This window comes from Sphingomonas faeni (assembly GCF_003053745.1).
Classification (GTDB): Bacteria; Pseudomonadota; Alphaproteobacteria; order Sphingomonadales; family Sphingomonadaceae; genus Sphingomonas; species Sphingomonas faeni.
This window is the reverse complement of the sequence record NZ_QAYE01000004.1, coordinates 1-18,996: the sequence shown is the minus strand read 5'-3', so window position 1 is coordinate 18,996 and position 18,996 is coordinate 1. Positions and strand designations below refer to the sequence as shown.

Genomic DNA, 18,996 nt, shown 5'->3' with positions numbered 1-18,996 from the left:
TCTACGGGAGACTATCTATGTCGAAGCTTTCCAACATCTTGCTTGCGTGCACCGCACTGATCGCCGTTTCGGGTTGCGCGAAGAAGCGCCCCGCCGTGCTGCCGCCGGCACCGGTCGACAACAACGTTGCGGTCGATCCGAGTGCGGGGATGAACAACGGCAATGTCGGCGGGGCGATCGTGCCAGGGTCGGATGCCGACTTCCAGCGCTCGGTCAGCTCGAACACGGTGAATTTCGGGCTCGACATGTACGACATCGATCCGACCGCGCGCGCGATCCTCGACAGCCAGGCGCAGTGGCTGGCCAAGTTCCCGAACCAGCGCATCACGATCGAAGGCCATGCCGATGAGCGTGGCACGCGTGAGTATAACCTCGCGCTCGGCGATCGCCGTGCGAACGCGACCAAGAACTATCTCGCGGCGAAGGGCGTGTCGTCGTCGCGGATGACGACGATCAGCTACGGCAAGGAGCGCCCGGTGGCGATGGGCTCGGACGACCAGAGCTGGGCAGCGAACCGTCGCGCGGTAACGGTGGTGCTGAACTAGGGTTGTTGCGGCAGTCCCTCTCCCCTGCGGGGAGAGGGAAGGAGGAGCCGCTTGGCGACGGGAGGGTGAGGGGCTGTTGGGATTAGTGTCCCGAGCCTCAAGCCCCTCACCCTCCCACGTGCAAGAGCCCGCGGGCCCCTCCCTCTCCCCGGTGGGGAGAGGGGTTTTAGCCCAGCGCCTTGTCGAGCAGTTTCGCTAACCGAATACCCCCGCGGCGAACCTCTTCGCGCGACAACGGCACCATTTTGGCGATCGTCGCATCGTCCATTTTCACGCGCGCCGGCACCGCTCCGCAAGCGTCTCCACCAAGCGCCGCCGCATACGCCTCATGCGAGGCTTCCCACGACTCCCGGCTCCAGTCGGTAACCGTCCCCGCCCCGATCTTCGCGCGCTCGGCCGCCGGATACCGCCTTACCAGCGACGGCGGCGTCGAGATCGCGCGCTCCGCCAGCGGCCCGTCCCAGATCGAATGCAGGTTGAACCGCGCGGGGCCGTAGATGCCGTAGTCCGCCTTCACGTCGTTGCCGCCCTTGTCGTGGCGGTCGCCGGCATGCAGCGGCTGGTGGAGATCGCCGACGAAATGGATCAGGAACGCCAGCGCCTGGACGCGGTCCTTCGGCGATGTAGCGCGATCCCGCAGGAGCTTTACGTCGCGGTCGATCTGCACCGAGACGCAGTCGCCGTCCTTGCACGCGGGCGTCAGGTCGAACGGCGCGCAGACGTCGGCGTTCTGATAGTGCCAGCTATAGGCGAACCCGAAGCGCGGCTTGCCGTCCGCGGTCTTCAGCGGCTTGATGCAGTCCGGCCAGACGCTGGCCTCCTCGATCGTGCCCGCGGGGCAGGTCGGGGTATCCAGCAATGCCTGTTGCGCGAGCAGCTTGCGGATCGCGGCCTTGGTCTTCGGCGTGACGTTGGCATAGGCGATCTGCGCGACGGTCTGGTGGCCGTACTCCCAGAATGCGGTGGCGGGGGAGGCGAGGCCGAGCGAGGCAATCGCGGCGAGGAGAAAGCGCTTCATGCTGGCTCGTTAGCGTAGATCGCGACCGTCCGGCTACCCACGGACGACGCGCGTCCGCGGTACATGCCGACGGTGTTGAAACCCCACGCCATGTCGCCGTCCGGCCCCGCGACGATGACGCCGCCGGTGCCGCCGAGCGCCTTTACCTCGGCAAGCACCGCGTCGGCCGCGACTTGCAGCGACTCGCCCGACAGGCGGACGCGTGCGGCGATCTCGTGGCCGACGCCGACTCGCAGGAAGAACTCGCCAGAGCCGGTGCACGAGACGGCACAGGCGCGATCGTCGGCGAAGGTCCCCGCGCCGATCACCGGCGTATCGCCGATCCGGCCCCAGCGCTTGCCGGTGACGCCGCCGGTCGAGGTGGCGGCTGCGACGTGGCCGAGCGTATCGCACGCGACCGCGCCAACCGTGCCGTATTTCATGTCGACGTCGAACCCGCCGCCATTGGCCTGGAACTCGGCGAATTGCCGGCGGCGTTCGTCGGTCGCGAACCACGCGGCATCCGCCTGGGGAAGGTCGCGTTCGAGCGAGAACGCATCCGCGCCCTTGCCGGCAAGGAAGACGTGGTGGCCATCGTCGAGAATCGCGCGCGCGAGGCCGACGGGGTTGCGCGTGGCGGTCGCTGCGGCAACGGCCCCCGCCGCCCGCGTGCGACCGTCCATGATCGCGGCGTCGAGTTCGAGCGTACCGTCATGCGTGAAGACCGCGCCGCGCCCCGAATTGAAGTGCGGGTCGTCCTCCAGCACGCGGACCGCCGCCTCGACCGCATCGAGCGCGCCGCCGCCGTCTGCCAGCACCTTCGAGCCCGTGTTGAGAGCTCGCGACAGGCCGGCTCGCGCGCCCGTATCCTGCTCGGGCGAGACCATCTCGCTGTCGAGTTTACCGGCGCCGCCGTGAATGACGAGGGTCCAGGTCATGCTGAGTCTTTCGAGGGTAGGGCGCGGAGGCCGATGAGGGGACGTAAGGGCGCGATGCTGCGGCCGATCCAGTAGAAGCCGATGCAGCCGATCGTGGTCGCGGCGAGCAGGCACGCGAACTCCGCCCAGCCTGGCAGGCCGGCGGGGAGCAGCGCGTACATCACGAGCACGATGATCGTCTGGTGGATCAGGTAGAACGGGAACACCGCCTCGGTCAGCGTGCGGCGCCAGCGATGGTCGCGGTTCCAGTGGCGCTCGGCGATTCCGATCAGCGCGACGATCGCGCCCCATTGCTCGAGTGCATGCGCGACGCCGTAACCGGGATAGATCCAGCGCGGCGCGACGATGTCGCCCGGCCATTCGAGCTCGACGCCGATGATCGCGCCATAGCCGAGCACCGCGGCGACGGCGCCGACCTTCCACCAGCGTGCGATCGCCGCCATTGCGGGCTCGGAACGGGCTAGGCCGAAGCCGAACAGGAACGCGGGAAAATAGGTGACGTGCGCGACCCAGTCGCCGTACAGCGCTTGGGTTTCGGCGGCCATCTGGAACCACCAGCCGTGGACGAAGACGAGCCACGCGACGGGGAGGACGAACACCGCCCAGCTGCCGAAGATCCAGTCGAATACGCGCTGCAGCCAGTCGCCGCGGACGACGATCAGGCCGAGCGTCAGCGCGGTGGTGTAGGCCCAGAGATAGACAACGAACCAGAGATGGTTCCAGGTCGGCAGCGTGAGCCCGGCGAGCTTGCCGAAGCGGAAATAGTCATGGCTCCAGAACGTCAGATAGCTGCCGGCATAGGCGTGCTTGGTGACCAGCTCGACCCAGGGTTGCGGCGGCACGATCACCGCCATGCCGAACAGCAGCGGTACGAGCAGGCGGTAGCAGCGGTTGGCGAAGAACCCGGCCGTGCCGCTCGACCGGGCAAGCAGCGCGCGGCTGGCATAGCCCGAGACGACGAACAGCAGCGTCAGCCGCCACGCGTTGCTCGCCAGCATCGGCAGCCGCACCCAGTCTTCGACATGGAGCGACTTCACATGGAAGTTCCACGGCACGAAGACCATGCCGATATGGTAGAGGATCAGCAGCGCGAACGCACCGATCCGCAGCCAGTCCATGCCATAATGCCGCGTCATCGCGCGGCCCTACGGGGCGGGGAGCGGTGCCGCAAGCGTCGGGAAGCCCAGCCGTTCCCCGCGCCGGTTCACGCTTTCATGCGGGGCGTGCCCATGAAATCGCGCTTGCCGATCGGTACGCCCTGCGCGCGTAGGATCGCGTAGGCGGTGCTGGCGTGGAAGTAGAAGTTGGGCTGCGAGAACGAGAGCAGGAAGTTCGCGCCCGTGAACGGCATGACGAACGTGCCGAACTCGAAGGTCGTGTCGTTGTCGGCGAGCGCGTCGAACGTCTCCCGGTCGATCGCTTCCAGCTTGGCGATTGCGTCACGCATCAAAGCATGGAGCCCCGCGAAATCCGTCGGCCAAGCCGAGCGATCGGGCGCGAAGGTACCAGCGCGGACGCCTTCGATCCCACCGACCGAATGCCCGGCGCACGCCTTTACCTGGTAGCCGAACGGCAGCATGTCGTCGGCAAGCTTCGCATCGATCAGCGTCGCGGGGTCGATACCCTTCTCGACAGCGAACGCTTCCGCCTTGTCGAGCAGCGCGTCGACCGCGCGGAGAATCTGGAGGTTCGAGGGAATCGTCGCATCGTAAAGGGACAGGGTCATCGCGTTCGCTCCTAAAGCCGTGCGCCGCTATGGCCGACGATCGCTACTCCGGCCAGCGATGTTCCGTTCCAGCGCGCGAGTCGCTATATAGGCCTCGAACTCCCGAGGAATCTCCATGTCCCTTCGTCCCTGGCGCGATATCACCCGCCGCAAGAGCCGCCAGATCATGGTCGGCAACGTCCCCGTCGGCGGCGATGCGCCGGTCACGGTGCAGACGATGACCAACACCCCGACCGACGACGTGCGCGCGACGGTCGACCAGATCCGCCGCTGCGAAGACGCGGGCGTCGACATCATCCGCGTCAGCTGCCCCGACGTCGAATCGACCGCCGCGCTGAAGCAGATCGTCCGCGCCAGCCGCGTGCCGATCGTCGCGGACATCCATTTCCACTACAAGCGTGCGCTCGAAGCGGCGGACGCCGGCGCGGCCTGTCTGCGGATCAACCCGGGCAATATCGGCTCGGCGGCGCGCGTGAAGGAAGTCGTCGATGCAGCCAAGTCCAATGGCTGCGCGATCCGAATCGGCGTCAACGGGGGGTCGCTCGAGCGGCATCTGCTCGAGAAATACGGCGAGCCGTGCCCCGATGCGTTGGTCGAGTCGGCGCTCGATCACATCAAGCTGTTGCAGGACCATGACTTTCACGAGTTCAAGGTCGCGGTGAAGGCCTCCGACCTGTTCCTCGCGGTGGCCGCGTACCAGCAGCTCGCCGAACAGGTCGATTGCCCGCTGCATCTCGGCATCACCGAGGCGGGCGGGTTCGTCGGCGGTACGGTCAAGTCGGCGATCGGGATGGGCAGCCTGCTCTGGTACGGCATCGGCGACACGATCCGCGTCTCACTTTCGGCCGAGCCGGAAGAGGAAGTCCGCGTCGGCTTCGAGATCCTCAAGGCGCTCGGCATCCGCAATCGCGGCGTCCGCGTCGTGTCGTGCCCGTCGTGCGCGCGCCAGGGCTTCGACGTGATCCGTACCGTGCAGGCGCTGGAGGAACGGTTGCAGCATATCCGCACGCCGATGTCCCTGTCGGTGCTCGGCTGCGTGGTGAATGGTCCGGGCGAAGCGCGTGAGACCGACATCGGCATCACCGGCGGCGGCAACGGCAAGCACATGGTGTATCTGTCGGGCGTCACCGATCACCACGTCCAGGACGCTGACATGGTCGACCACATCGTCCGGCTGGTCGAGGCGAAAGCGGCCGAGATCGACGCAGCGGACGAGGCGATGGCGGCGCTGGTGCCGGTAGCGGCCGAATAGGGGCTACCACCGTACCCCGTCATCCTGACGAAAGTCAGGATCCAGAGCCATGAGGGGCAACGTTCGTTACCCTGGATCCTGACTTTCGTCAGGATGACGCCGTGTGGACGCGGCCCTTCTCGTTCTCCCGCGAAAGCGGGAGTCCAGGGTTACCGGCGATGGCGTCGCGATAGGATGCGGGTTAAGCGGACCGCATGAGGATGATCCGAACATTGACCGTTCACGATGCGGTCTAGTCCGGTGACGAACCGCGTCGTTTCCCCAGCATTGGCCTTCGCGATCGCCGCGCTCGGCATCGGACTGTTCTCGATGATGGACGCGGTAATGAAGTCGCTCGTGCTGGCGATCGGCGTCTATAACGCGCTGCTGTGGCGTCAGATGATCAGCGTCGGTCTCGGTGCGGTCGCGTGGAAGCTCGGGAAGAGCGGACGGCCGAGCGGGCGCGCGTTGAAGCTGCATCTGGCGCGCGGGTTGGTGACGACGGCGATGGCGGTGCTGTTCTTTTGGGGGCTCGCGCGTGTGCCGATGGCGCAGGCGATTTCGCTGACCTACATCGCGCCGATCCTCGCATTGCTGCTCGCGGCGGTTACACTGGGCGAGCGCGTGGGGTGGAAGACCTTCGTCGCGTCGATCGCCGCGCTGGGTGGCGTGCTGGTGGTGATGATCGGGCAGGGACGCGAGGTGCCGGAACCCGAGACGTTCCACGGGACGCTCGCGATCCTTGGTTCGGCAGTGCTGTACGCGGTGAACCTCGTCATCGCGCGGCTGCAGAGCCAGGCGGCGCGGCCGGGGGAGATCGCATTCTTCCAGGCGCTCGTCATCACTGCGACGCTGGCGCTCGCCGCGCCGTGGCTGGTGGTGGTGCCCGAAGCGGCGCAGTTGCCTAAGCTCATACTCGCCGCCGGGCTCGCGACCGCATCGCTGTGGCTACTCGGCTGGGCGTATGCGCACGGCGATACGGGGTTTCTCGCGACCACCGAATATACCTCGTTCGTCTATGCCGCCGTGCTGGGTTTCCTGGTGTTCGGCGAGCGGGTATCGGCGTTCACGCTGGCGGGCGCGGCGATCATCGTCGTCGCGTGCCTGTACGCGGCGCGGCGGCGTGACATCGCGCAGACATCGATCGAGGCTAGTGCATGACCGTCATCCGTTCCGCCACCGCTGCCGATGTCGGCACGATCCTGCGCTTCGTCCGCGAACTCGCCGCGTTCGAACGCGAACCGGATGCGGTCGAGGCGACCGAGCCGATGCTGGCGGAGGCGTTGTTCGGGGAGCGGCCTGCCGCGGAGGCTCTGATCGCGGAGACCGCGGAAGGCCCGCTCGGGTTCGCGCTGTTCTTCCACAATTTCTCGACGTGGACGGGCAAGCGCGGGCTGTACCTCGAGGATCTCTACGTGACGCCGGAAGCGCGCGGGCAGGGGGTCGGCGGCGCGCTGCTGGCGCATCTGGCCGGCATGGCGCTCGATCGCGGCTGTGCGCGGTTCGAATGGTCGGTGCTCGACTGGAACGCCGACGCGATCGCGTTCTATCGGAAAGTCGGCGCGGTCGGGATGGACGACTGGACGATCCAGCGGATGTCGGGGGATGCTTTGGTGAAGCTCGCGGGTCGGTAGGGCAGCAAACGATCCTCCCCCGCCAGGGGGAGGTGTCACCGCAGGTGACGGAGGGGGAGGACACGGAACGTCGGTCGGCGCTTACCTCCCCCTCCGTCTGGCAAGTGCCAGCCACCTCCCCCTGCGGGGGAGGATTGTCCGTTGCGCCCGCCTAGCCCTTCACGTCGATATTCATTGCGATTGAGATGCGGTCGCCTGTGCCCAAGTGCGGCCGGACGCCGTGGCGGAGCCAGGCGGGGAACAGGATCAAGTCGCCCGCCTCGGTCGGCAGGCGGCGTTCGATGGGCTGCGGCTGGCCGTCGATCCCGACGAGGCGAAACCCCGGCAGCCGCATGAACGGCACCGGGAAGCGCGGGTCCTCGAAGAACAGCTCGCCGCCCGCTTCGCCCTCCGCAGGCGGGGTGCCCATGTCGATATAATAGACAGCGGCCCACAAAACGCCGGGATGCGCGTGGCTCATGTTGAGCGCGCCGGGCGGCGAGACGTTCGCCCACATCTTGACGGTCCACTCGACGGTCGCCGCATCGCGCCCATCGAAATGCGAGGCGCGCTTCGCCATCTTTACCGCGATATCGGCGAGCGCGACCGCTGCCGGCCCGCCCCAGTCGAGCATGTCGGTAGCGGAATGCCAGCCACCGACATTCGATCGAGCCAAGCTGGGCGCGGCGGCGTAGCGATCGAGGATCGCGGTGCGCAATGCCGCAGTCAGGGCGGCGGCGTCGGCCAGCCGTCCGTGCAGGATCGGCGTCTCGTACAATCCGATCTGCGCCGCGCGGACGCGGATGCCGTCGAACGAACGAGACGCCGTCGTCATGCTATCAGCGTCCTGCGGTGTCGTCCGCGTTCATCGGCTCTTTGCCCTTGGCCTTCTCGGCGTTGTAGCGCTCGATCGCCTCGATCGTGACGCGCTTGGCTTCTTCGGCATCACCCCACTTGCCGACGCGGACCCACTTTGTCTTCTCGAGGTCCTTGTAGTGGGTGAAGAAATGCTCGATCTGCTCGAACACGATCTCGGGCATGTCGCCGCGCTCGCCGATGTTGGCGTAATACGGGAACACGGCGTCGACCGGAACGCAGATGAGCTTCTCGTCGCCGCCGGCTTCGTCTTCCAGGTTCAGCACCGCGATCGGGCGGGCGCGGACGACGCAGCCCGGGATGAACGGCGAGCGTGCGATCACGAGTGCATCCAAGGGATCGCCATCGGGGCTCAGCGTGTGCGGCACGAAGCCATAGTTCGCGGGATAGCGCATCGGCGTGTGCAGGATGCGATCGACGAACAGCGCGCCACTGGCCTTGTCGAACTCGTACTTCACGGGCTCGCCGCCGGTCGGCACTTCGATGATGACGTTCAAATCCTCGGGCGGGTTCTTGCCGGTCGGGATGAGGTCGATACGCATGGCGGTCCTTTCGATATGAAGATGCCGGCGCTCCTCGTCTGGGGAGCGGCCGGCACCACGTTGGATTAGTCTCTGGTCAGCGCGGCGTCAGCAGCTTGTCCAGTCCGCCGTCACCTGTACCCACCTTCTGTAGCTGCGGATAGCGCGGGCCGTCATGGTAATCGAGCAAGATGTCGCGGAAACGGTCATTGTTCTTTACAGTCAGACGGATCGGCACCTTCGTGCCCTTAGCGGCCAGGATCGCCGCCTTGATCCGGTCGGACGAATAGGTCTCGCTGTTGACCGCTTCGATCTCGGTACCGACGTCGAGGCCCGCCTTGAACGCGGGGCTGTCCCAGATCGACGACGTGACCACGCCCTCCTTGTTGATCACCATGCCCAGCGAATAGCTGACGTCGGTGCCGCGGGTTTTCTCGGCCTGCTTCAGATACGGGCTCTGCTCGGGGCCGTAGACCAGCTTGTAGCCGTTCATCGCGAAGCCGTTGATCGGCGCGGGCTTGCCCGTCTCGGTTAGGCGCGTGTTGAGGAACGTCGCCCAGTCATAGGGGACGATGCCGTTCAGCGTCTTCGCGACGTCGGCGAAGGTGTAGGTCAGCTCGCCGTAATCGCCGTCACGCACGCCGAAGAAGGCCTTGGCGAAATCGTCGATCGACCTGGTCCCGTTCGACTTCTGGCGGAGCATCGCGTCGACCTCCATCCAGACCATCAGGCCTTCGTTGTAGTAATCCTCCGACCGCTGCCAGCTGGTCCAGCCCTTCGGTTTCCGTGCCGAGATGACGGGATCATTGGTCGTATCGATCAGCGGCCGCCATTCGCGACCCTTCGCGGTGTCGTAGATGCCGAGGATCGAGGCGTAACCGTCGAGCGTGTCCTGCTTGCTGACCAGCCCCGACCGCGCCTGGAGCACATAGCCCCAGAACTGCGTCTGGCCTTCGTAGACCCACAGCAGCGAATCGCGCATCGGCGTGCGGAAGTCCGGCGTCCACAGGTCGGCGCCGCGGCGGAACTTGCCGTCCCAGCTGTGCGTGAACTCGTGCGGCAGCAGGTTGCGCGCGGCGGCGCCGGTTTCCCATTCGGTGAAATAGCCGGGACGGACGCCGTTCTCCGAACTGCGGTGATGCTCCAGCCCGATCCCGCCGAGCTGGTCGGTGATCGACAGCAGGAATTCGTAATGATCGTAATGCTGCGCGCCGAACGTCTTGGCGGCCTGGTCGACGAGGCGCTTGTGCGCGTCGATCTGCTCGGGCTTGGCGGCGAGCTGGTCGGGGCTGTCGGCAAAGACGTTGAGATCGACGCGGGGGGAGAGCGGCCAGACCTTGCCGTACTTGCCCGCGAGCGTTGGCGAATCGACGAGGATCTCGTAGTTGGTCGTGTCGTAGCTGTAGGTCGAGCCCGCCACCTTGGCCGGCACCGCGCCCGCCGCGGTCCAGCCAGCGGGATAGGTCGCGGTCATCTTGATCGGGATCTGACGCGTGAAATAGCCCGCCGGGTAGAGGCTGACGAGGTTCGGTTGGAGGCTGACCATCGTCGGCGTCATCACGATGCGGCCCTGGTCGCCCTTGGTCGCCGAGATGAACTGGAATTCGGCGACGACGGTCTTCGCGCCGGTCGGCACGTCGATATGGAACGCGAACACGTCGACCGGATCGCGCGTCCAGGGGAGGATCTTGCCGTTCGCGCGGATCACGAGACCGGCGAGCTTCTCGATCTCGCCGCGCGGGGAGTGCGCGCCGGGGAGCCACTTCGGATAGAGCAACGCCATCGGGCCGGACTTGGCGACCGGAATCGTCTCCTTCACGCGGAAGATGCCGCGCTCGGTGTCGGTCGCGTCGACGTCGAGCAGGAGCGTGCCGGGATAGGGCGCGTCGACCGCGTCGGGAATGGTGTCGACGAACGGCACCGGCTGCGGCGCGGTGTTGCCCGCAGGGACTTGCGCGATTGCGGGGGCGGCGGACGCGAGCAGGGATGCGACGATAAGCTTGCGGATCAAGGAAGGGCCTTCCGGCTAAGAGACGATGACCCGAGGTGTAATCGCGATAAAGGGCAGCCGTCCAGTCCTTTACCCGGTACCCTCAGCCAGCACTCCCGAGCACGTTGATCGTGAACGCGAGCACGCCGATGTTGAACACGAACGCCGCCATGCACTGGCCGAGCGCGGCTTTGCGGACCCGGCGCGACGTGATCTCGACGTCCGAGGTCTGGAACGTCATCCCCAGCGTGAACGCGAAATAGGCGAAGTCCCAGTAATCGGGCTCGTCGCAGCTCGGGAAATCGAGGCCCTTCGCGTCCTTCCCATCCGGATCGTCGACATAATAGAGATGCGCGTAATGCAGCGTGTAGATCATGTTCGAGAACAGCCACGCGAGCGCCAGCGTCGTGATCGTCAGCGCGATCCCGACCGCGTCGTTCTTGCCCTGCAATTCCTTGGCGACCGCGACCAGGATGACCAGCATGATCGTGCCGCTGAACCCGAGCAGCACGGCGCGGTTGGCGTCGTTCTCTTCCGCCGCGCGACGCATTCGGGCGGCGGTGGCGTTGCGGAACAAGGTCGACACCGCGATCAGGAACACGACCGCGGCGACGTCGAACGCCGCCATCGTGCCCCGCCCGAGCCCGAACCGCGGGATCAGCGTGGCCAGCCCGATCGCGAAGACCAGCACGAACAGGATGAAGCGCGGCGGGGCAACGCGTTGGCCGAGACCCCAATATCTGGCTTTTTCAGTCATGCCACAGCGCTAGCGCTTCGTGGGCACGTCGCCTAGATACGCGCGCATCATGGCCAAGACAGAAACCCCGCGCCGCATCCGTGGCACCCAGGACATTTTCGGCGACGAGCAGCGCCGGTTCGCTCACGTCCTTGCCACGTTCGAACGGGTGCGGGCGCTGTATTGCTTCCAGCGCATCGACATCCCGGTGTTCGAGTCGACCGCGGTGTTCGCGCGCTCGCTCGGCGAGACGACCGATGTCGTGTCGAAGGAGATGTACACGTTCGAGGATCGCGGCGGGGATTCGCTGACGCTGCGGCCCGAGTTCACCGCCGGCATTGCGCGCGCGTACCTGACCGAAGGCTGGCAGCAGTTCGCGCCGCTGAAGCTCACCACCAGCGGCCCGGTGTTTCGCTACGAGCGCCCGCAAAAGGGGCGCTTCCGCCAGTTCCACCAGATCGACGCCGAGGTGATCGGTGCGGCTGAACCAGCGGCGGACGTCGAACTGCTCGTGCTGGCGGACCAGTTGCTGCGCGAACTCGGCATTTCCGAGGGCGTGACGTTGCAGCTCAACACGCTGGGCGACGCGGCGACGCGCGACGCCTGGCGCGAGGCGCTGGTCGCGCATTTCGAGGCGCACCGCGGGGAACTGTCCGAGGACAGCCTGACGCGGCTCGAAAAGAACCCGATGCGGATCCTCGATTCGAAGGACCCGCGCGACCGCCCGATCGCCGACAGCGCGCCCGATATCGATGCGTATCTGACGCCCGAGGCGCGCGCGTTCTTCGAGGCGGTGACGGCCGGGCTCGATGCGGCGGGCGTCGCATGGGAGCGCAATGCGCGCCTAGTCCGCGGCCTCGATTACTACCGCCACACCGCGTTCGAGTTCGTGACCGACCGGCTGGGTGCACAGGGGACCGTGCTGGCGGGCGGGCGATATGACGGGCTGATCGGCTCGCTCGGTGGGCCGGATACGGCCGGCGTCGGCTGGGCCGCTGGCGTCGAGCGGTTGATGTGGCTTTGCGAGCTGGAAGAGGCTGACCGACCTCAGGTTGGCCTGATTGATGATAGCAGTCGCTCGGAAGCAGCGCTGATCAAAATAGCTACGTCGCTACGGCGGGCGAACATATCGTTTGCGGGCCCGTTTAAGGGCAAACCGAAGCGCCAGTTCGAACTTGCTAACAAAGCGAATGTCATAGCGCGACTTAATTTGAGGCGCTGGGAACCCAATGACGTTCTCACCGCCGAAGATTTGGCCTTAAATGACCCAGTCATTGCCACGATCCGATATTCCCTCGGGACAGATGGTGTCGAAATTGATGGTAAGCTAACGGCGCGAATTTTTGCTGCGTTACGTGATGCATTTGAAGTCAGTACGCCGGTCGGGTCCGACGGGCTTGTGCTGCTTCGAGAAAAGAAGCTGTGACTCAGATCTCCCCCGACCGCATCCGCGCGATCGAGGCGCGGCGTGACGAGCTGCAGGCGCTCATGTCGACCGGCGATCTCCCCTCCGACCGCTTCGTCGCGGTGTCGAAGGAATATGCCGAGCTCGAACCCGTCGCCCAAGCCGCCACCGAAGTGCGCCGGTTGCGACAGGAGGCGGAGAGCCTCGCGTTCATGGCCGAGGATGCCGACGACGAACTCCGCGCAATGGCGTCCGACGAGTTGCACGAGAACCGCACGCTGCTCGAAACCGCGGACCGAAAACTCGCGCTCGCGCTGTTGCCGCGCGATTCCGCCGACGAGCGTTCGGCGATGCTCGAGGTCCGCGCCGGCACCGGTGGCGACGAGGCGGCGCTGTTCGCGGGCGACCTGTTCCGGATGTACCAGCGCTATGCCGAATCTCAAGGGTGGCGGGTCGAGATGATCTCCGGATCGTCGTCCGACGCGGGCGGTTTCAAGGAAGTCGTCGCCAGCGTCACCGGCCAGGGCGTGTTCGCCAAGCTCAAGTTCGAGAGTGGCGTCCACCGCGTCCAGCGCGTGCCGACCACCGAAGCCGGCGGCCGGATCCACACCTCGGCGGCGACCGTCGCGGTGCTGCCCGAGGCGGAGGAGGTCGACGTCAAGATCGACGACAAGGACTTGCGCATCGACGTCTATCGCTCGTCGGGGCCGGGCGGGCAGTCGGTCAACACGACGGACTCGGCGGTGCGGATCGTCCACATCCCGACCGGGCTGACGGTGATCCAGCAGGACGAGAAGTCGCAGCACAAGAACAAGGCCAAGGCGCTGCGCGTGTTGCGGACGCGGCTGTACGAGGCGGAACGCGACCGGTTGCATGCCGAGCGCGCGGGCGCGCGGAAGTCGATGGTCGGCTCGGGCGACCGGTCTGAGCGGATCCGGACGTACAATTTCCCGCAAGGCCGCGTCACCGATCACCGCATCAACCTGACGCTGCACCGCCTGCCCGAGATCGTCGCGGGCGAGATGGACGAACTGATCGGCGCGCTGGTCGCGCAGGACGAAGCGGACCGCCTGGCGCAGCTGGATGGCTGAGCCCGCCTACTTCCCCCCCTCCCGCAAGCGGGAGGGGGCCGGGGGGTGGGCTCGCGGCCGGTTCCAGACGGGCGTTGCGTTCGGGTCTTCCGATCCATCGCAACCGGTGCGTCCGCGGTGAGCGCGTGCCCACCCCGCAACCCCCTCCCGCAAGCGGGCGGGGGGGTAAGCGCAGCCCTCGCCACCGCCGCTGCGCGCCTCACCTTCTCCGCCACCCCCCGCCTCGACGCGGAACTCCTGATGGCGCACGCGCTCGGCGTCGAGCGCAACGCGATCCTCCTCGACCCCGATCGCTACACCGTCCCCGACACCTTCGCCGCGTTCGTCGACCGCCGCCTCAACCACGAGCCGATCGCCTACATCACCGGCTCCCGCGGCTTCTGGTCGATCGACCTCGCCGTCGGCCCTGGCGCACTCGTCCCCCGCGCCGACAGCGAAACGCTCCTGATCGCAGCCCAAGCGCACTTCGCAGGCCGTGCCCCCGCAACGATACTCGACCTCGGCACCGGACCCGGCACATTGCTCCTCGCGGCGCTCGACGAATGGCCAGCGCAAGGCCTCGGCGTAGACTATTCCCCCCAAGCGCTCGCCTACGCCCGCGCCAACGCCGCAACCCTAGGCATGGCCGACCGCGCGCAGTTCATCCGCTCCAGCTGGGCCAGCGCGATCGTCGGCCAGTTCGACCTGATCCTCGCCAACCCCCCCTACATCGCCACCGCCGAACAGCTCCCGTCCGAAGTCCACGACCACGAACCCCACGCCGCGCTCTTCGCCGGCGCAGACGGGCTAGACGACTACCGCATCCTCGCCGAACAACTCCCCGCCTTGATCGCCCCCGGCGGCGCGGCGGTGATCGAGATCGGCTCGACGCAGGCCGCCCCCGTCACCGCGTTGCTCGAAGCGCAGGGCCTGCACGTCGCGCTCCACCACGACTATGGCGGCAACGCGCGTGCGTTAGTGGCAACCCACGCCCCCGCGACTTGAACAATATGGCGCTAAACCTCACATTTCGCTTGTAGTAGGTCCCTTGCGGCCGCTATCACGCGGGCAGGGGCACGCACTCTCGACGATTGGTCGGTTTAGAGCGATGACCCGCATCCTTCGCTTTGAGGTCGCTGCAGTCCGGCGGCCCTGGCAAGTTCGACGCACCGATCTCGTCTAGATCGTCGGTGCGCGACGGGGGTTTGCACCGCATTTCGGAGCACGACCAGATTTTGGTTCGACGACTGAGGACACAAGCTTGATCAACAACCGGCAAGCCGGCCGCCGTCGCGGTCGTGGCAACAATAATAATGGCGGCGGCGGTAGTGGTGGCGGTCAACGCCAGGGTGGCGGCGGCGGCCAGGGTGGTCGCGACACCGGCAACCGCATCGACAGCCGCGCGCGCGGCAACGCGAGCCAGCTGTACGAGAAGTACAAGAACCTCGCACGCGACGCGCAGCAACAGGGCGACCGCGTCAACATCGAATATTACCTCCAGTTCGCGGATCATTATTTCCGCGTCCTGAGCGAAACCCGTGCCCGCTTCGAAGAGAGCCAGCCGCAGGCACAGCAGCAGCCACGCCGCCAGCAGCCGTTTGATCTCGACGGCGACGACGATTACGGCGACGAGGGCGAACCGATCCGCTCCGGCGAGCAGCAGGGTACGCCCGAGCAGCCTCGTGGCGAGCAGAACGGTGGCCAGCAGAACGGCCAGTACCAGAACGCGCCCCGTCAGAATCGTGACACTCAGAATCGCGAGGACCGCCCTCAGCGTGAAGATCGTCCGCGGTACGAGAACAACCGCTACGAGGGCCAGCGTAACGATGGCCCCCGTAATGAGGGTCAGCGCAACGACGCTCAGGCGCGTAACGATGGGCAGCGCGAAGACCGCGTCCGGGGCGACAATCCGCGCAACCAGCGCAACGCCCAACCGCGTGATGCCCAGTCGCGTGATGCTCAGCCCCGCGACGACCGCAACGGCGAAGAGCAGGATCAGGCCCGCGAGGCACAGGCACGCGAGACCCAGCCGCGCGACGAGCAGGTCCGCGAGCCCCGCAGCGATTACCGCGATGCGCCGCAGCGCGAGACGATCCGCCGCACGCCCCGCGTGAGCGCGCCGGTCGCCAACGCCAACCAGGACTCCGAAGCCGATGCGGTCCGCTCGGTAACCGAAGCCCCCGAGCAGGCGGCCCAGCCGACCGAAGCCGTCGAGACCGCCGCGCCTGTCGCAGCGACCGAGGAGCAGCCCCGCCGTCGCGGTCGCCCGCGCCGCGATCGCAGCCTCGACGCACCCGTCGCTCAGGACCAGGGCGCGACCGAAGATGCGGCACCGACCGCATTCGACGCGGACCGCCTGCCGCCATCGCTCGGGATCTCGGCAATAACACCGGCGCCAGCACCTGCGAAGGACTCGCCCGCCGCCGATGCTGCGCCCGAAGAAAAGCCCCGCCGTCGCCGCGTTCGTGCGGTACCGGACGAGGTCGCAGGCTGAAGCCGCCATCCCGGACTCCTCCGGGGTTTCGCCAAGACCTGAAAAGGCCGGTGCCGCTTAACGCGACACCGGCCTTTTTCATGCCCGACTATATTAGCGCAGCCCGCTCAATCGAGCCGCGTCACGTTCTCGTCATGCCCGCTTCCCGAACTAAGGAATGCGAGCCCCATCAACAGTCCGGCCATCATCACCGATCCGCCGACCCCGCCCATCACCGCCAGCATCGTCACAAGATGCAGCGGCCCTTGCACATGCGCCATCGCCGCAATGATCGCCGCGACGCATATCGCCGCCGCCAGCACCATCCACGCCATGATCCCGCGAAACCGCGCCCAGGCGAATGCAGCGTAATGCGGGTCGTCCAACCCAGCCGGTGGTTCAGGCAGTCGATCGGTCATCGCTTCACATTGCCGCGCAAACATGGTTTCCTCAAGCCAAGCGCAACATACGCAGTTGAGGAGAGGCGAAGATGACGATCGCGGCGATCCTGAAGGACAAGGGCGACATACAGTCGTTGACCCCCGACTCCACCGTGGCCCAGGCGGTGGCCCTGCTCGCGGAGAAGCGGATCGGCGCGGCGCCGGTGCTCGATGGCGGCAAGGTCGTCGGGATATTCTCCGAACGCGACGTCATCCACTGCCTGCAGTCGGATGGCGCAGCGGCGCTCGAACGGCGGATCGGCGACGTGATGACCACCGCGGTAAAGTCGATCGGACCTAATGAATCGGCGATCGGTGCGCTGTCACTGATGACCCAGCGACGGATTCGTCACCTGCCCGTGATCGACGGCGACACGCTGGTGGGGTTCGTCTCGATCGGCGACTTGGTCAAATACCGCATCGATCGGATCGAAGCCGATGCTGCGGCGATGCGCGAATATATCCAGTCCGCGTAACTAGGCGGCGACCGGCTGCTTCCGCGCAACGGCGATCAGTTCGCGCACGGTCGCCCGCGCAAAGACCAGCATCCACGCCGCATAGACCGCCGCGCCGATCGCGACGAGCACCACCAGCCGCCAGTGCGCGTCGAGCGGTGGCAATGCGCGATCCACCAGCCCGACGATCAGCGCCATCGCGATCGCTGCCAGTGCCGGCGACGCGACCGCGCGTGCCACGTCGCGCGCGCGCACGCCGATCACCGGCAGCGTCCGCCAAGCGCTGATCCCGAGGTAAAGGGGATAGGCCGCGATCCACGCCACGCCCATCCCGGTCGGCCCCCACTGGACACCGACCAGGAATGCTGTGGTCAGGATCAACGCCCCCACCGCGCCGTTCTGGACGCCGATCCCTGGTCGGCCGCGCGCATCGGACGCCGGCGTGAACAGCACCTGCAACGTCATGAACGGCATCGCCAGCGCGAGCAGGTGGACGATCGGCGCCGTTTCGCGCCATTTGTCGCCCAGCACGGTGAGTACCAGCGGCTCGGCAGTCGCGGCCAGCCCCATGTAGAACGGCATCGCTACGATCATCACCATCCGGACGCCCTTCACGAACGCCCGCCCGATCGCATCGGGATCGGCCTGCATCCGCGCATAGGCGGAGAAGGCGACCTCGTTCAGCGGTGGCACGAACTTCGAGACGAAGATCTGCGTCAGAAACAGGCTCGTCGTGTAGATTCCCAATGTGTGTGCGGAGAAGCTGCGCCCGGCGATGAACACGTCGGTCTCGCTTTGCAGGAACCAGAACAGTTGCCCCGCCGCCATCACCCCGCCATAGCGCGCGATCGTCCCAGCACCGCGAAAGTCGAAACTCGGCCATACGAGGGACCGCGCGCTCCACGTCATCATCGCGCCGCGCACGCTGAACAGCACGATCGGCGCGATCACGAGCGTCCAGACCCCAAGACCGTACAGCGCGCCACCCAAGGCAACGCTGGCGGAGGCGATCGACGCGGTGATGTTGGCCTTCGCCTGATGGCGAAAGTCCATCGCCCTGGAGAGCAATGCGTACGGCAGCGCGATGAAAGGCGTCGTCAGATACAGCAGCGCCTGTACCCGGAGCATGTCACCGACGATCGGTTGCCGGTAATAGGCTGACGCAAGCGGCGCCAACGATACCTGTATGATCGCCAGCGTGACGTTAAGCAGAATCAGCATGCCGAACAGCTGGCGAACTTCGCGCTCGGTAATCGTCTTCTGCTGGATCAATCCGCTGGCGAGGCCATAGCCGTTGAGCATCCCCATGAAGGTCAGGATGACCTGGCACATCGCGAACAGGCCGTAATCCGACGGTGCCAGGATACGAATGACGAGGAAGGTGGCGCTCCATTGCACGAGCTGCGCGACGATCTGGCTCCCCGACCGCCAGATCAACGCGCTACGTACCTGTCCGGCGAGCGAACTCGGCTCGCGGGGAACGGGAGTGGCGGCGACAGGTGCGGGGCTCACGGTGTCCATCGTATCGGGCATGTAGCGGTAATGGCCTTCACAATCGCTTAAGGCGATGACGTAGAGACGATCGAGCCAAGGCGTCGGACGTGACGTGCAGCGGCAAAGGCGCGGGACGTGGTCGTCGAACGTAGTGTGATCAGCGGCTTGGAAGGGGTGGGGCGTCCTAAACGCGCCAATCCGAGAAAATTGCCACAAATGTGAAAGATTGTGTTTGACGCGAATCGGAACCCCGCCTAGAGGGGTGTCACCGCAGCGGAGTGCCTCACCGGCTTCTGCGGCGGTCGCAAGAAAACCAGATGCTCCAAGCTTTCTCGGAAGAGAGGGTTATGCGAGTGTCGGTATTTTTGTCGGCTCTTTGACATTGTAGGTAAAGATGAAGGGACATGTGGGCGGCGGCTTGCGGTTTCCGGGCTCCTCAAGGGTTCGGAGTATCGTTTAAAGCTAAGTCGTTCTCATATGTCCTTC

19 protein-coding genes are annotated in these 18,996 nt (G+C 66.2%); 9 read left to right on the top strand and 10 right to left on the bottom strand.

Annotation, left to right across the window (positions count from 1 at the left end):
• Positions 1-17: 17 nt before the first annotated feature.
• Positions 18-545 (top strand): peptidoglycan-associated lipoprotein Pal, encoded by a 528-nt coding sequence (pal, locus tag C8J25_RS08390; RefSeq protein ID WP_107954043.1) that lies wholly within the window; start codon positions 18-20, stop codon positions 543-545.
• A gap of 166 nt (positions 546-711) precedes the next feature.
• On the opposite strand, the gene C8J25_RS08385 is transcribed toward pal, so the two are convergent.
• The 4 genes from C8J25_RS08385 to C8J25_RS08370 all read right to left on the bottom strand — a co-directional run bounded on the left by C8J25_RS08385 (position 712) and on the right by C8J25_RS08370 (position 4,206).
• Positions 712-1,563, bottom strand: coding sequence for a S1/P1 nuclease (locus C8J25_RS08385; RefSeq protein ID WP_107954042.1), 852 nt, complete (start codon positions 1,561-1,563; stop codon positions 712-714).
• Positions 1,560-2,480, bottom strand: a complete 921-nt coding sequence (locus tag C8J25_RS08380; RefSeq protein WP_107954041.1) for an isoaspartyl peptidase/L-asparaginase family protein — start codon at positions 2,478-2,480, stop codon at positions 1,560-1,562. The genes C8J25_RS08385 and C8J25_RS08380 overlap by 4 nt, the downstream gene beginning before the upstream one ends.
• Complete coding sequence (locus C8J25_RS08375; protein WP_107954040.1) at positions 2,477-3,616, bottom strand: acyltransferase family protein; 1,140 nt, start codon at positions 3,614-3,616, stop codon at positions 2,477-2,479. The genes C8J25_RS08380 and C8J25_RS08375 overlap by 4 nt, the downstream gene beginning before the upstream one ends.
• A 68-nt stretch (positions 3,617-3,684) precedes the next feature.
• On the bottom strand, positions 3,685-4,206 hold the full coding sequence (locus C8J25_RS08370; protein ID WP_107954039.1) for a DUF1993 domain-containing protein: 522 nt from the start codon (positions 4,204-4,206) through the stop codon (positions 3,685-3,687).
• A gap of 115 nt (positions 4,207-4,321) precedes the next feature.
• Here C8J25_RS08370 and ispG point away from each other — a divergent pair, with 115 nt between their 5' ends.
• From ispG to C8J25_RS08355, 3 genes are all read left to right on the top strand, one after another.
• The gene (gene ispG, locus C8J25_RS08365) at positions 4,322-5,458 is read left to right on the top strand and encodes a flavodoxin-dependent (E)-4-hydroxy-3-methylbut-2-enyl-diphosphate synthase (RefSeq protein ID WP_107954038.1); all 1,137 of its coding nucleotides are present in this window, start codon (positions 4,322-4,324) and stop codon (positions 5,456-5,458) included.
• Positions 5,459-5,683: 225 nt separating this feature from the next.
• The gene (locus tag C8J25_RS08360; RefSeq protein WP_107954037.1) at positions 5,684-6,598 is read left to right on the top strand and encodes a DMT family transporter; all 915 of its coding nucleotides are present in this window, start codon (positions 5,684-5,686) and stop codon (positions 6,596-6,598) included.
• Complete coding sequence (locus C8J25_RS08355) at positions 6,595-7,071, top strand: GNAT family N-acetyltransferase (protein WP_107954036.1); 477 nt, start codon at positions 6,595-6,597, stop codon at positions 7,069-7,071. The genes C8J25_RS08360 and C8J25_RS08355 overlap by 4 nt, the downstream gene beginning before the upstream one ends.
• A 151-nt stretch (positions 7,072-7,222) precedes the next feature.
• Here the strand turns inward: C8J25_RS08355 and C8J25_RS08350 are convergent, their stop codons facing one another.
• The 4 genes from C8J25_RS08350 to C8J25_RS08335 all read right to left on the bottom strand — a co-directional run bounded on the left by C8J25_RS08350 (position 7,223) and on the right by C8J25_RS08335 (position 11,194).
• Entirely contained in the window at positions 7,223-7,885 is a 663-nt protein-coding gene (locus C8J25_RS08350) for a TIGR02466 family protein (RefSeq protein ID WP_107954035.1), read from the bottom strand.
• A 4-nt stretch (positions 7,886-7,889) separates the two neighbouring features.
• Positions 7,890-8,468 (bottom strand): inorganic diphosphatase, encoded by a 579-nt coding sequence (ppa, locus tag C8J25_RS08345; protein ID WP_107954034.1) that lies wholly within the window; start codon positions 8,466-8,468, stop codon positions 7,890-7,892.
• Between the two features lie 76 nt (positions 8,469-8,544).
• The gene (locus C8J25_RS08340) at positions 8,545-10,458 is read right to left on the bottom strand and encodes a M61 family metallopeptidase (RefSeq protein ID WP_107954033.1); all 1,914 of its coding nucleotides are present in this window, start codon (positions 10,456-10,458) and stop codon (positions 8,545-8,547) included.
• A gap of 82 nt (positions 10,459-10,540) precedes the next feature.
• Positions 10,541-11,194, bottom strand: a complete 654-nt coding sequence (locus tag C8J25_RS08335) for a DUF1345 domain-containing protein (protein ID WP_107954032.1) — start codon at positions 11,192-11,194, stop codon at positions 10,541-10,543.
• Between the two features lie 49 nt (positions 11,195-11,243).
• Between C8J25_RS08335 and hisS the strand changes: the two genes are divergently transcribed.
• The 4 genes from hisS (at position 11,244) to C8J25_RS08315 (ending at position 16,142) form a co-directional block, all read left to right on the top strand.
• Entirely contained in the window at positions 11,244-12,599 is a 1,356-nt protein-coding gene (gene hisS, locus C8J25_RS08330; RefSeq protein WP_244186949.1) for a histidine--tRNA ligase, read from the top strand.
• Positions 12,596-13,669 carry a peptide chain release factor 1 gene (gene prfA, locus C8J25_RS08325; protein ID WP_056053173.1) on the top strand — a complete coding sequence of 358 codons (1,074 nt, stop codon included), beginning with the start codon at positions 12,596-12,598 and terminating at the stop codon, positions 13,667-13,669. The genes hisS and prfA overlap by 4 nt, the downstream gene beginning before the upstream one ends.
• Positions 13,670-13,786: 117 nt before the next feature.
• On the top strand, positions 13,787-14,653 hold the full coding sequence (gene prmC / locus C8J25_RS08320) for a peptide chain release factor N(5)-glutamine methyltransferase (protein ID WP_107954031.1): 867 nt from the start codon (positions 13,787-13,789) through the stop codon (positions 14,651-14,653).
• A 256-nt stretch (positions 14,654-14,909) separates the two neighbouring features.
• Positions 14,910-16,142 carry a DUF4167 domain-containing protein gene (locus tag C8J25_RS08315; protein ID WP_107954030.1) on the top strand — a complete coding sequence of 411 codons (1,233 nt, stop codon included), beginning with the start codon at positions 14,910-14,912 and terminating at the stop codon, positions 16,140-16,142.
• Positions 16,143-16,249: 107 nt separating this feature from the next.
• Here the strand turns inward: C8J25_RS08315 and C8J25_RS08310 are convergent, their stop codons facing one another.
• Positions 16,250-16,540: a hypothetical protein gene (locus C8J25_RS08310; RefSeq protein ID WP_244186907.1), complete on the bottom strand. Its 291-nt coding sequence runs from the start codon at positions 16,538-16,540 to the stop codon at positions 16,250-16,252.
• 71 nt (positions 16,541-16,611) lie between these two features.
• Here C8J25_RS08310 and C8J25_RS08305 point away from each other — a divergent pair, with 71 nt between their 5' ends.
• Positions 16,612-17,037, top strand: coding sequence for a CBS domain-containing protein (locus C8J25_RS08305; protein ID WP_107954029.1), 426 nt, complete (start codon positions 16,612-16,614; stop codon positions 17,035-17,037).
• Here the strand turns inward: C8J25_RS08305 and C8J25_RS08300 are convergent, their stop codons facing one another.
• On the bottom strand, positions 17,038-18,537 hold the full coding sequence (locus C8J25_RS08300) for a lipopolysaccharide biosynthesis protein (RefSeq protein WP_107954285.1): 1,500 nt from the start codon (positions 18,535-18,537) through the stop codon (positions 17,038-17,040). It lies immediately after the preceding gene.
• Positions 18,538-18,996 lie beyond the last annotated feature (459 nt).